General features: G+C 70.8%; 9 protein-coding genes. 6 read left to right on the top strand and 3 right to left on the bottom strand.

Annotation, left to right across the window (positions count from 1 at the left end; all coding sequences use genetic code 11):
• Window positions 1-185 precede the first annotated feature (185 nt).
• From hemE to ACE3OU_RS03720, 6 genes are all read left to right on the top strand, one after another.
• Window positions 186-1,256 carry a uroporphyrinogen decarboxylase gene (gene hemE / locus ACE3OU_RS03745; RefSeq protein WP_374240200.1) on the top strand — a complete coding sequence of 357 codons (1,071 nt, stop codon included), beginning with the start codon at window positions 186-188 and terminating at the stop codon, window positions 1,254-1,256.
• Between the two features lie 450 nt (window positions 1,257-1,706).
• Window positions 1,707-3,881 (top strand): primosomal protein N', encoded by a 2,175-nt coding sequence (locus ACE3OU_RS03740; protein ID WP_374240199.1) that lies wholly within the window; start codon window positions 1,707-1,709, stop codon window positions 3,879-3,881.
• 97 nt (window positions 3,882-3,978) lie between these two features.
• Entirely contained in the window at window positions 3,979-5,748 is a 1,770-nt protein-coding gene (locus tag ACE3OU_RS03735; RefSeq protein ID WP_374240198.1) for a putative bifunctional diguanylate cyclase/phosphodiesterase, read from the top strand.
• Between the two features lie 20 nt (window positions 5,749-5,768).
• The gene (locus ACE3OU_RS03730) at window positions 5,769-6,215 is read left to right on the top strand and encodes a bacteriohemerythrin (RefSeq protein ID WP_374240197.1); all 447 of its coding nucleotides are present in this window, start codon (window positions 5,769-5,771) and stop codon (window positions 6,213-6,215) included.
• 145 nt (window positions 6,216-6,360) lie between these two features.
• Window positions 6,361-6,702, top strand: coding sequence for an amine oxidase (locus ACE3OU_RS03725; RefSeq protein ID WP_374240196.1), 342 nt, complete (start codon window positions 6,361-6,363; stop codon window positions 6,700-6,702).
• 241 nt (window positions 6,703-6,943) lie between these two features.
• The gene (locus ACE3OU_RS03720) at window positions 6,944-7,942 is read left to right on the top strand and encodes a cytochrome-c peroxidase (RefSeq protein WP_374240195.1); all 999 of its coding nucleotides are present in this window, start codon (window positions 6,944-6,946) and stop codon (window positions 7,940-7,942) included.
• Window positions 7,943-8,071: 129 nt separating this feature from the next.
• On the opposite strand, the gene ACE3OU_RS03715 is transcribed toward ACE3OU_RS03720, so the two are convergent.
• The 3 genes from ACE3OU_RS03715 to ACE3OU_RS03705 all read right to left on the bottom strand — a co-directional run bounded on the left by ACE3OU_RS03715 (window position 8,072) and on the right by ACE3OU_RS03705 (window position 12,590).
• On the bottom strand, window positions 8,072-9,307 hold the full coding sequence (locus ACE3OU_RS03715; protein ID WP_374240194.1) for an MFS transporter: 1,236 nt from the start codon (window positions 9,305-9,307) through the stop codon (window positions 8,072-8,074).
• Between the two features lie 91 nt (window positions 9,308-9,398).
• Window positions 9,399-10,364 (bottom strand): NAD(P)H-dependent flavin oxidoreductase, encoded by a 966-nt coding sequence (locus ACE3OU_RS03710; protein WP_374240193.1) that lies wholly within the window; start codon window positions 10,362-10,364, stop codon window positions 9,399-9,401.
• A gap of 72 nt (window positions 10,365-10,436) precedes the next feature.
• Entirely contained in the window at window positions 10,437-12,590 is a 2,154-nt protein-coding gene (locus ACE3OU_RS03705) for an AsmA family protein (protein WP_374240192.1), read from the bottom strand.
• Between the last annotated feature and the right edge of the window lie 13 nt (window positions 12,591-12,603).

Here is a 12,603-nt window from a genome sequence, read left to right as displayed (position 1 = left end):
GGTTGGCGCCGGGGGGGGGGGCGCCCCCGGGTGTCGGGGGCCCCCCGCCCGGGGGGGGGGGGGGGGGGCGGGGGGGGGGCCGCCCCCCCCCCGCCCCCGTTTCCCATGTCCTACTCCCCACTTCCCAAAAAGCGGATAATCCCGGCTTTGCCGCCCCGTGCGGTCCCGCCTGCCGAGGATTCCAAGTGAGCCGTCCGAAGAACGACACCTTCCTGCGCGCGCTGCTGCGCCAGCCCACCGACTACACCCCGCTCTGGCTGATGCGCCAGGCCGGCCGTTACCTCCCCGAATACCGGGAAACCCGCAAGCGCGCCGGCAGCTTCCTCGACCTCTGCAAGAGCCCCGGCATGGCCTGCGAAGTCACCCTGCAGCCGCTCACCCGCTACAAGCTCGACGCCGCGATCCTCTTCTCCGACATCCTCACGGTGCCCGACGCGATGGGCCTGGGCCTGTACTTCGCCGAAGGCGAGGGCCCCAAGTTCGAGCGCCCGCTGAAGGAAGAATGGGAGATCCGCAACCTCGCCGTGCCCGACCCCAACATCGAGCTCGGCTACGTGATGGACGCCGTCGCCGAGATCCGCCGCGCCCTCGACAACTCGGTGCCGCTGATCGGCTTCTCCGGCAGCCCGTGGACCCTCGCCTGCTACATGGTCGAAGGCGGCGGCTCCGACGACTACCGCAAGGTCAAGAGCCTGCTGTACAGCCGCCCCGACCTCATGCACCACATCCTCGGCGTCACCGCCCAGGCCGTCACCGCCTACCTCAACGCCCAGATCGAAGCCGGGGCCCAGGCCGTGATGATCTTCGACTCCTGGGGCGGCGTGCTGGCCCATGACGCCTACCGCGAGTTCTCCCTGGCCTACATCCGCCAGATCGTCGCCGGCCTCACCCGCGAGAAGGACGGCGAGCACGTGCCGTGCATCGTGTTCACCAAGGGCGGCGGCCTGTGGCTGGCCGACATCGCCGACTGCGGCACCGACGCCGTCGGCCTCGACTGGACGGTGGACATCGGCGCCGCCCGCCGCCTGGTGGGCGACAAGGTCGCGCTGCAGGGCAACCTCGACCCGGCCGTGCTGTTCGGCAGCCCCGAGGCCGTCGCCGCCGAGGCCCGCAAGGTGCTCGACGCCTACGGCCCGCACCCCGGCCACGTCTTCAACCTCGGCCACGGCATCTCCCAGTTCACCCCGCCCGAGAACGTCTCGGTGCTGGTGGACACCGTCCACAGCTACAGCCACCAGCTGCGCAGCCAGGCCTGAGGGCGGTGATACGGTAATACCCGCGAGGGCCGGCCCGCGCCGGCCCTTTTGTTTCGGGGCCCGTAAAACCGCAGAGGCTGAAGGGCCCCCGTCAAGCAAAAAATTTGTCGGCTGGGGCTTGACTTGTACACAGCAAGCGCCCGTGTTTCGGACAGGTTACAGCGCCCTTCCCCAAGCGCCCCGATTTTCATCAACTCATTGTTTTTAAACAAAATTATTTTTGTTCAGGAATTAGGCAAAGCAGGCGGAAGGCTTGCTGCGAGCGGGTTTCGAGGCACTTTACCCACGTTTCCCACAAAGTTATCCACAGATTTTGTGGACAAGGCCAAATACCCGCACCGCACCAGGGGTTTCAGGATCGTTTCCGCTGCAACACTTCACGAAACCACCCCAAGACACTGAAAAGCAAGACGTTTCGCCCCCGACCGCACAGCCCCCGACACACCGCCCATGAGCCCCGCCATCGTCCGCGTCGCGCTGCCCGTTCCGCTGCCCCGATGCTTTGATTACACGGCCGACAACATCGCCCCCGGCGACCTCGGGCGATGCGTGCGGGTGCCCTTCGGGCGCGGCGAGAAGACCGGCCTGATCGTCGCCCTGCCCGACGCCGCCGACCTGCCGGTCGAGCGCCTCAAGCCCGTCATCGCGATCCAGCGCGAAGCGCCGGCCCTGCCCGCCGACTGGCTGGCCCTGGTGGAATTCACCGCCCGCTACTACCAGCACCCCCTCGGCGAGGTCGTCGCGATGGCCCTGCCGCCACGCCTGCGCCGGGCCGACGCCGTCGCCGGCGCCGAGGCCGACCCGCTCCTCGAACTCAGCCCCGCCGGGCGCCAGGCCCTCGCCGACAGCAAGCGCGAGAGCCGCGCCCTGGCCCTGCTGCGGGCCCTCGACGCCGACGGCCCCGCCCGCCGCCAGTGGCTGCGCGAGCACCACGGCAGCGCCGTCGCCGACGCCCTCAAGCGCGGCTGGATCGCCCCCGGCGCCGCCGCCGACCCGGCGCAGATGGCCGGCGCCCCGCTCCTCACCGACGAACAGCAGGCCGCCGTCGCCGTCCTCTCGGAAGCCTTCGGGCGCTTCCAGCCCTTCCTGCTGTTCGGCGTCACCGGCAGCGGCAAGACCGAGGTTTACCTGCGCCTCGTGCAGCAGGTCATCGCCAGCGGCGGCCAGGCCCTGATCCTGGTCCCCGAGATCGCCCTCACGCCCCAGCTCGAAGGGCGCGTCGCCGGGCGCTTCCCCGCCGCGCGGGTGGTCAGCCTGCACTCGGCGCTGGCCGAAGGCGCCCGCTCCCAGGGCTTCGTGCAGGCCATGGAGGGCCGCGCCGACATCGTCCTCGGCACCCGCCTGTCGGTGTTCACGCCGCTGCCGCGGCTCGGCCTGATCGTCGTCGACGAAGAACACGACGCCAGCTACAAGCAGCACGAGGGCGTGCGCTACTCCGCCCGCGACCTCGCCATCTGGCGCGCCCGCCAGCGCAGCGTGCCCATCGTGCTCGGCTCCGCGACCCCGTCCCTCGAGAGCTGGCACGCCGCCGAGACCGGCCGCTACAAGCGCGTCGAGCTGGCCAGCCGGGCCGTCGCGGCGACGCTGCCCAAGGTCCGCCCGGTGGATGTGCGCCGCGAAAAACTCCAGCACGGCCTCTCCGAGCACCTGCTGCGGGCCGTCGAGGCGCGTCTGCAGAAGGGCGAGCAGAGCCTCATCTTCCTCAACCGGCGCGGCTACGCCCCGGTGCTCTCCTGCCCCTCCTGCGGCTGGGTCAGCCGCTGCCCCCACTGCACCGCCAACATGGTGCTGCACCTGGCCGACCGGCGCCTGCGCTGCCACCACTGCAGCTGCGAGGCCACCATCCCCCTCGCCTGCCCCGACTGCGGCGACCAGGACATCCAGCCCTTCGGCCGCGGCACCCAGCGCCTCGAGGAGACCCTCGCCGAGCGCTTCCCCGCCGCCCGGGTGCTGCGCGTCGACCGGGACGCCGCCCGCACCCGCAGCCAGTGGGACGCCCTGCTCGACCAGATCGGCCGCGGCGAGGCCGACATCCTGGTCGGCACCCAGATGATGGCCAAGGGCCACGACTTTCCCAAACTCACCTTCGTCGGCGTGCTGAATGCCGACTCCTCCCTCTTCGCCGCCGACTTCCGCGCCCCCGAGCGCCTGTTCCAGCAGCTCATGCAGGTCGGCGGCCGGGCCGGCCGCGGCGAGCTCCCCGGCGAAGTGATGGTCCAGACCCAGTACCCGGACCACCCCATCTACCAGTGCCTGGCCCGCCACGACTTCCAGCGCTACGCCGCGCTGCAGCTCGAGGAGCGCAAACAGGCCCACTTTCCGCCCTTCGCGGCCAACGCCCTGCTGTGCGCCACCGCCGACGAGGTGGGCACCGCCCTCGACTGGCTCAAGGCGGCCCGCGCCGAGGCCCTGCCCCATGCCCAGGCCTTCGGGGTGATGGTCTTCGACCCGGTCCCGATGCGCATGGTCCGGCTGGCCCGCCGCGAGCGCGCCCAGCTGCTGGTCGAGGCCCCTGCCCGGCCGGCCCTGCAGGGCTTCCTGAGCGCCTGGAGCGAACGGCTGTGGGCCCTCAAGCCACCGCGGGCGCTGCGCTGGCACCTGGACGTGGATCCGGCCGAAGTCTGACGCGCCGGCCCTTCAGTCTTTCCGGGGGGAACCGTTAAAAATGTCACGACCACCCTGAACGACCGCTGGAATCCACCACGGCAAGGAGCGCGACACAGTGGCCACCTCCCCAACCCCCGTCCCGCCCGACCCGGTGCCGATCTGCCGGCGGGCCATCTCCATCCTGGTGACCCTGCAGGAAGGCATTCAGCTGTGGGACGACGCCGGCTGCCTGGTCTATGCCAATCCGGCCAGCCGCAGCCAGTTTCCCACCGCCGAAGTGCTCGCGCCGGGCCGCCACTGGACCGCGCTGGCCCGCGACTGCCGCACCGAATCCGGCGCGCCCTGCTCCATCGACGATTTTCCGGTTGCCGACGTCCTGCGCGGCGCCGCCATCGCCACGCCCCTGCTGCTGCGGGTCACCCGCCACGACGGCCAGCCGAGCTGGCTGCGCCTCGCCGCCCACCGGCTGCCCATGGCCGACGGCGGCCCCGACGGCGTGGTGAGCGTCTCGGTGGACGTCACCGCGCTGGTCGAGCAGGAACTCCGGCTCAAGCAGCAGGCCCATTTCGACCCGCTCACCGACCTCCCCAACCGGGCGCTCTTCTCCGACCGCATCGAACGTGCCGTGGCCCACGCCCGCCGCCACGGCGAACGGCTGGCCGTGTGCCTCCTCGACCTGGACGGCTTCAAGGCGGTCAACGACGAACTCGGCCACCCGGCCGGCGACCTGCTGCTGCGCAAGGTCGCCCGGCGCCTCAAGGACACCCTGCGCACCGAAGACACCGCCGCGCGCATCGGCGGTGACGAGTTCGCCCTGCTGCTCGGCGACCTGAACGCCCCCGGCGAGTGCGAATCCGTGCTCAAGCGCATCCTCGACGCCCTGGCGATCCCCTACCCGATCGCCGACCGCGAGGTGCGCGTCACCGCCAGCATCGGCGCCACCGTCTTCCCCATCGACGCGGTCGACCCGGATCAACTGCTGCGCCACGCCGACCACGCGATGTACACCGCCAAGCTGGCCGGCAAGAACCGTTTCAGCCTCTTCGACCCGACCCAGGAATCCCGCGCCCGCGCCAACTTCGGCCTCATCCGCAAGATCGAGGACGCCCTCGCGCACGGCCAGTTCACCCTCCACTACCAGCCCAAGGTGGACTGCCGGCAGGGCCGCGTGATCGGCCTCGAGGCGCTCCTGCGCTGGCAGCACCCGGTGCTCGGGCTGCGCATGCCCGGCGAGTTCCTGCCGCTGATCGAGCACGAGGACGTCATCGTCAGCATCGGCAACTGGGTGATCGCCGAGGCGCTGCGCGAGCAGACCCGGCTGCGGGCGGCCGGCCACGACCTCAGCATCAGCGTCAATATCGCCGCCCGGCAACTGCTGCGGGGACGCTTCGCCGACCAGTTCGACGCGATCCTGGCCGAGCACGCCGAGGCCGACCCCGGGCGCCTCGAGATCGAGATCCTCGAGACCGCCGCCCTCGAGGACGTCGCCGCCGTCGGCCAGCTGATCGCCGACTTCCAGGGCCGCGGCGTACGTTTCGCCCTCGACGACTTCGGCACCGGCTATTCCTCCCTGGCCCACCTGAAACACCTCCGCGCCGACGTGCTCAAGATCGACCAGACCTTCGTGCGCGACATGCTCGACGACCCGGGCGACCTGGCGATCGTCCAGGGCGTCGTCGGGCTGGCCGGCGCCTTCCACCGGGACGTGGTCGCCGAAGGCGTCGAGAACCTCGCCCACGTGCGCGCCCTGCTCGGGCTCGGTTGCCATGTGATGCAGGGCTACGGCATCTCCCGACCGCTCCCGGCGGAACACCTCGGCCCCTGGCTCGCAGGCTTCCGACCCGACCCGGGCTGGACCGCCGCCCGTGCCGCCACGCACCACTGACCGCAGCGGAGCCCACCACCATGCCCACGCCCGCCCGCCTCGTCTGGGACGACAGCCTCGCCACCGGGGTGCCGGAGATCGACGAGCAGCACAAGATCCTGGTCCACACCCTCAACGAAGCCGGCGAGAAACTCGGCAAGGGAGCCGGCCTCGACGACTACGAGGCCATCACCCAGCAGCTCCTCAGCTACGCCCTCTACCACTTCGACACCGAAGAGGCGCTGATGCAGGCCTGCGGGTACGAGCACGCCAATGCGTCCGACGCCCAACGCCACCAGACCCAGCACCGGAGCTTCACCCAGCGGGTGATGGCCGTGCGCGACGACCTCAAGGCCGGCATCCTGCCCCCGCCCGACCCGCTGCTGGGTTTTCTGAACAGCTGGCTGCTGGACCACATCATGCTCACCGACAAGCGCCTCGCCGCCTTCATCCTGGCCCGGCGCGAAGGCACCCCGCCACACCCCTGACCGCGACGGCGGGCCCGGTTACAAACCAACATAGGCTTACATCTCCGCTGCCAACCTGGCGCCGAGGGGGCGCGTTGTTCGATGCAAGGGCCGGCAATCACGCCACCCGAAATCAACACCCCCCGCCCTCTCAAGGAGAATGCACATGCTGAACAAGATCATCGCCCTCACCATCGCCGCCGGTTTCGCGTCCGCCTCCTTTGCCCAGGCTCCCGCCGCCGCGCCGGCCGTCAAGCCGGCCGTTGCCGCCGCCGCGAACGCCGCGGTCGAAAAGAAGGTCGAGGCGGTGAAGGCCGACGCCGTAAAGGCCGCCGAACCGGCCAAGGCGGTCGAAGCCGCCAAACCGGCGGATGCCGCCAAGCCCGCCGAAGCCGTCAAGGCAGAGCCCGCCAAGCACCCGAAAAAGGCCGCCGCCAAGGTCAAGAAGGCCAAGAAGGCCGCCGAGGTGAAGCCGGCCGAAGCCAAGCCCGCCGAAGCCGCCAAGTAAGCCGCCCAGTCACCCCTCGCCAGCGGGGCGTGTTCCGGAACACCGGGGCACGCCCCGCTGGCCGTTCACGCCCGCCCGCGCGGCCCCATCAGCAGTCCCGGACACATTCCATGACATAAGTCAAAATTCATATCAATTAATGTATGTTTAATGTATGCATATTTAAAATGAGCTCAGCCAGACCATTTAGATATGTCATTGATTTGCAATTGACTTGCCGTCATCAGGAGGACGTACCGCGATGAAGATCTCCCACCTTGCCCTTGCCATCACCGCCCTCGCCGGCAGCCTGGGCGCCTGGGCCGCGAAACACGCCGACGAGCCCATCAGCCCGATCCAGCCCGCCGTGGTCAAGAACCCCAAGCTGGTCGAACTGGGCCAGAAGCTCTACTTCGATCCGCGCCTCTCCAAGTCGGGCGCCATTTCCTGCAACTCCTGCCATAACCTGTCGATGGGCGGCACCGACAACCTCAAGACCTCCATCGGCCACAACTGGCAGAAGGGCCCCATCAACTCCCCGACGGTGCTCAACTCGCGCTTCTCCCTCGCCCAGTTCTGGGACGGCCGCGCCAAGGACCTCAAAGAGCAGGCCGGCGGCCCGATCGCCAACCCGGGTGAGATGGCCTTCACCCACGACCTCGCCGTCGACGTGCTGAAGTCCATTCCCCAGTACGTCGCCGAGTTCAAGGGCGCCTTCGGCAGCGACGGCGTCAGCATCGACCGCGTCACCACCGCCATCGCCGCCTTCGAGGAAACCCTCGTCACCCCCGACTCCCGCTTCGACAAGTGGCTGAAGGGCGACAAGAAGGCCCTCAACGACAAGGAACTCGCCGGCTACGCGCTGTTCAAGAACAGCGGCTGCGTGGCCTGCCACAACGGCCCGGCCGTCGGCGGCAACTCCTTCCAGAAGATGGGCCTGGTCGAGCCGTACAAGGCCACCAGCCCCGCCGAAGGCCGCTCCGCGGTCACCGGCAAGGACGCCGACCGCTTCAACTTCAAGGTGCCGACCCTGCGCAACGTCGAGCTCACCTATCCGTACTTCCACGACGGCGAAGCTGCCACCCTCGAACAGGCCGTCGACACCATGGGCCGTCTGCAGCTCGGCAAGAAGTTCACCGCCGACGAAAACGCCAGCATCGTGGCCTTCCTGAAGACCCTGACCGGCAAGCAGCCCAGCTTCAAGCTGCCCACCCTGCCGCCGTCGTCCAGCACCACCCCGCAGCCGAAGCCCTTCGAGTAAGCGGCAGCACCACCCGCCCGGCGGCGGGAGCACAAAGCAGAAGGCGGCCTCGAGCCGCCTTTTGTTCTTCCTGCCCGGTCTTTCCGGCCGCAGTCCGTCGCCCGACCCCGCCTTCCGCAGCGCGAGCCGTCAGGACTGCCGGGGCTGGTAGCGGCCCGCCCGCGCCAGCGGCACGAAGCTCGCCACCTGGGCCGCCAGCAGGATCACGAACGCCACGCGCAGCGACTGCGCCCCGTCCATCCCGCCCGCCCGCAGCGCGTCGAGCAGCCCGCCCAGGCCCCACTGCACCGCAAAGGCCCCCACGAAGGCCATCAGGTTGATGCAGGTCGTGACCCGGCCCGACAGCTTCAACGGAAACAGGCCGGCCACCACCCCGTACATCTGCGCCCCGGTCGCCGACACGCAGCCGAGCACGCACCACAGCACCAGCGTCGGGCCGACCTCCGCAACGATCAGGCCGAGCACACCCATGCTCACGAAGAGCCCCACCTGCATCATGTGCAGCGGCGTGAAACCACGGCGGGCCAGCGGCATCGCCCAGGCCCCGATGGACAACTGGCCCGCCAGCATGCCGATGTTGAGCCAGAACAGATGATCCGCCGCCAGCGCGCGGCTGTAGCCATTGACCTCCATCAGCCACGGCACCGCCCACAGGCCCTGCAGGGCCATGAAACCGCCGGTGAAGAACGCCGACTGCCCCGAAAAGCCCCAGAACTCCCGCGCCGTCAGCACTTCCCGGACGCCGCGCAGGGCTTCCTGCAGGGTCTCGCCCCCATGGCCGCCATCCTTGTCGGGCATCGAGAAGAAGATAAGCGCGGCGCTGCCGGCACTCAGCGCCGCCACCGCCCAGAAGGCCCCGCGCCAGCCGATGAAGGGCAGCATCGCCTCCAGCGGCGCCGACGCGGTCACCGCCCCGAGGGCCCCGAAGGACATGATGTAGCCGGTCATCGAGGCCAGCTTCTCCCGCGGAAACCACAGGGTGAAGCCCTTCAGCCCGCCCATCAGGCAGGCCGACACCCCGAGCCCGATCAGGCCCCGGCCGCTGGCCAGGGTCGGCAGGCCATCGCCGGTGGCGAAGAGCACCGCCCCGAGCCCCGTGATCAGCAGCAGGCCCGCCTCGACCCGCCGCGGGCCGAAGCGGTCGAGGGCGATCCCCACCGGAATCTGGGCCAGCCCGAAGGCGAAGAAATACGTGCTGGTGAGCAGCCCGAGGTCGGCGGCGCTCAAGCCCAGTTCGCCGGTGAGATCGGGCGAGATCACCGCATTGACGGTGCGCAGCAGGTAAGACAGGTAATAGCCCAGCGCGAAGGGCAGGAAGATGCGGCCGGCGAGGAAGGCGGACGAAGGCGCGGAGGACGGGCTCATGGGTGGTCTGAGGCGGTTCAGGCAGAACCACAGTGTAACGGCCCGCCCCCGCCGCGTCCTTCCGCGTCAACCCTCGGGCTCGATGCCCGGATCAGACCGCCGGGCTGGGGGGCAGCGCGCAGGCGGCCCGGTATTCGGCGGCCAGCCGGTCGCACAGCTCGCGGGCCGAGGGCACATCGTGGATGGTCGCCACCCCGTGGCCGGAGCTCCACATGTCGCGCCAGGCCTTCGCCTCGTCGGTCAGCGGCTTGAGCTTGCCCTTGCCGACGCCCTGCACCAGCTCCTCGCGACGGTAACCCGCCTTCTGGAGGCTGGGCCACAGGAAGTTGGCGTTGGTGCCCGACACCGCGTCGGTGTAAACGATGTCCGACGCCGCCGCGTCCACCAGCATCTGCTTGTAGGCGTCCTGGGCGATGGATTCGCGGGTGGCGATGAAGCGGGTGCCCATGTAGGCCAGGTCGGCCCCCAGCACCTCGGCCGCCCGCACCGCGTAGCCGTCCGAGATCGCGCCGCCGAGCACCAGCATGCCGTCCCAGAACTCGCGGATCTCGCGCACCAGGCTGAAGGCGCTCTGGGTGCCGGCATGGCCGCCCGCACCGCCGGCCACGGCGATGATGCCGTCCACCCCGGCGGCGATCGCCTTGCGGGCGTGGTGGGCGTGCACCACGTCGGCAAACACCAGCCCCCCATAGGCATGCACCGCCTCGACGACCTCCCCCGGACGGCCCAGGCTGGTGATCACGAAGGGCACCCGATGCCGGCAGACCACCTCGAGATCCGGCACCACGCGCGGGTTGGTGGGGTGGAGGATCAGATTGACGCCGTAGGGCGCCACCCGCGCCGTCGGGTCGGCGGCACGGGCCGCGGCCAGCGCGCCGTCGATCTCGCCGAGCCAGGCGTCGAGCTCCTCGGGCGTGCGGGCGTTGAGGGCCGGGAAGGTGCCTGCCACGCCGGCCTGGCAGGTTGCCGTGACGAGGGCCGGGCCGGACACGAGGAACATCGGCGCGGCGATGGCGGGCACCCTCAGGGTGCCCCGGAAAGCGCTGGCAAGGGTCATGCTGTCTCCTGGATTTGTCGGTATCGCTGCTGCGGCAATCTACCATGCCAGCGAGGACAGGCGCCGCTCGCCCTATTCTCCGCCTTCGGCGGCGGGCGCGGCCGGCCGGGCAGCCGGAGCCGGCTTGGGCGGCGGGGTTGGCGCGGGCTTCGGCGCCGGCCTGGCCACCGGGCGGGCCGGCGCCGTCACGGTCGGGCGGGCCGGCGCAGCGGCCGGCTGGGCCCCCGGCTCAAGGCTCCACCCGGCCTGTCCGAAGGGGCCTTGCACCCGCACCGGCAGCGCGACGCCGCGCAGCGCGGCCAGCGCGGCCCCCTCCGGGCCAGCCGGCGGCGCCACCAGGCTCACCCGGGTGAGCAGGTCGATCTTCCGGGCGGCCAGGTCGACACTGCCGCCGCCGCTGATCGCAAAGGGGCCGCCCTGGGCCTGCAGGTCGACGCTGCGGCCCACGCCGCGGTCGATCGCAAAGCCGGCGGTCAGCTCACCGAGGGCGCTCGTCTCGCCCTCGCCGGGGCGGCGGGTGGCCGTCTGGCGGGCCTGGATCGCCGGACGCCACTCCCGGAGGGCGGCCAGCATGTCGAAGCCGTACAGCGTGCCGCCCTTCAGGCGCACCCGCGCCAGCCCGGCCAGCCCGCTGCGCAGCTCGCCGCGGGTGGCCCCGGCCGTGGTCACGTCGACGAAGATGTTGGTGGTGCCGGCAAAGGGCGCCTGGCCGGCCAGATCCCGCCCCAGGGCCGCCGCGTCGGCGCCCTGCAGGTAAGCCCGCCAGGCGATCCGGTTGCCGTCGGCGGCAAGGCTCAGGCTGCCCTCGAAGGCGCCGCCATATAGCGTTGCGGTGTGGGCGGTGGACACCAGACGCCCGTCGTGCACCGCCACGGGCAGGCGCAGCTTCTCGAGCTTCAGCCCGCCGGCCCGGAGGCTGCCGAAGCGGATCTCGGCGTCGAGGTCGAGGCCGCGGAGCCCCGACAGGTCCACCGGCAGCCCGGCATCGTCGGCCGGCTCGCCCTTGCGGGGCTTGGCGGGCTTGCGGACCGCCAGCTGGCGATCGAGATCGAAAGCGTCGACGTCCGCATCGAGGCCGATCGCCAGCGGGGCCAGGCGCGGCAGGCTCCAGCGGCCCTCCAGATGAGCCAGCTCATGCTTGAGCTCGAGCTGGCCCGCCCCGTTGCCCCGCGTGAAATCGAGGCGGCCGTCGGTGCGCAGGGCGATCTTGCGGATGGCGTTGCCAGCCTCCGGCGTGAGGGTCAGCTCGTCGCCCTGGCCGGTGAATTCGAGCGTCCGGCCGTCTTCGTGCCAGCCGGCCCGGCCCACCAGGGTACCGGTGAGACGCCCCGCGGGGGTCTTCCAGTCGAGCTCGGTGCCCAGGCGCTCGGCAGTCCACTCGCCGTCATGGGCGGCGACGCTGCCGAGGCGGGCGCGGAGCTGCTGACCGGCCTGCTTGAACACCGCCTCGACGGATTCGGCGCTGGCGCCTTCCAGCGCCAGCTTCAGGCGCGGCACGCTGAGCGCCAGCTCCACGTCGGGCTGGCCCGCCAGCTGGCCGTGGAGCCCGGCCCGCAATGCGTCGAGCTGCGCCGGGCGGGCGTCGGGGTCGAGGCGATAGGAGGATTCGGCGCTGAGGCGGACGTCCGTCACCGGGCTCGCCTGGGTCAGCCGCCCGCTCAGCTCGAGGTGGCCTTCGGCCCGGGCGGCGAGGCGGCCGCTGGCGAGATCGAGCTCGGTGAGCGCCAGGGCGCGGCCGCTGGCCTGGTCGTTCCAGGTCAACGCGCCGTTGCGGACCGCCAGGCTCGCCGCGGCGAACTCCAGCGGTGCGGCGCCCTCGGCAGCCGGCGCCAGCAGATCGGCGGCATTCAGGCGGCCGCTGCGGTCGCGCTGCAGCGCCACGCGCAGGCCATCCACCTCGACCCGCTCGATCACCACCTGGCGGGCCAGCAGCGGCATCAGGCGCACCCCGAGGGTCGCCTTCTCGAAGGCCAGAAAGTCTCCTTCGCCGGCGCGCCCCGACAGGCTGCCCCGGGGCACCTTCAGGACCAGCCGGGGAAACATGGAGAGTTCGAGCGGCCCCTCGAAGCGCAGACTGCGCTGGTAGCGCTGCCTGGTGAATTGACTCAGCTCCGCCGCCAGGCGGGCACCGTCGAAGCTCGCATACAAAAACAATGCCCCGGTGGCGGCCGCCGTGCACAGGCCACCGAGAACAAATGCCAGATATCTCAGATGCTTGAAATGCATGTCCGGGATTGCC

Source organism: Zoogloea sp., assembly GCF_041908905.1.
Classification (GTDB): domain Bacteria; phylum Pseudomonadota; class Gammaproteobacteria; order Burkholderiales; family Rhodocyclaceae; genus Zoogloea.
Note: the sequence above shows the minus strand (reverse complement) of the source record. Positions and strands in the feature narration are given on the sequence as shown.

Excerpts from the sequence above, each read along its gene's own strand:
- ACE3OU_RS03715 (WP_374240194.1), bottom strand. The coding sequence starts at position 9,307 with ATGAGCCCGTCCTCCGCGCCTTCGTCCGCCTTCCTCGCCGGCCGCATC.
- ACE3OU_RS03725 (WP_374240196.1), top strand. The coding sequence starts at position 6,361 with ATGCTGAACAAGATCATCGCCCTCACCATCGCCGCCGGTTTCGCGTCC.
- ACE3OU_RS03730 (WP_374240197.1), top strand. The coding sequence starts at position 5,769 with ATGCCCACGCCCGCCCGCCTCGTCTGGGACGACAGCCTCGCCACCGGG.
- ACE3OU_RS03720 (WP_374240195.1), top strand. The coding sequence starts at position 6,944 with ATGAAGATCTCCCACCTTGCCCTTGCCATCACCGCCCTCGCCGGCAGC.
- ACE3OU_RS03705 (WP_374240192.1), bottom strand. The coding sequence starts at position 12,590 with ATGCATTTCAAGCATCTGAGATATCTGGCATTTGTTCTCGGTGGCCTG.
- ACE3OU_RS03740 (WP_374240199.1), top strand. The coding sequence starts at position 1,707 with ATGAGCCCCGCCATCGTCCGCGTCGCGCTGCCCGTTCCGCTGCCCCGA.
- ACE3OU_RS03710 (WP_374240193.1), bottom strand. The coding sequence starts at position 10,364 with ATGACCCTTGCCAGCGCTTTCCGGGGCACCCTGAGGGTGCCCGCCATC.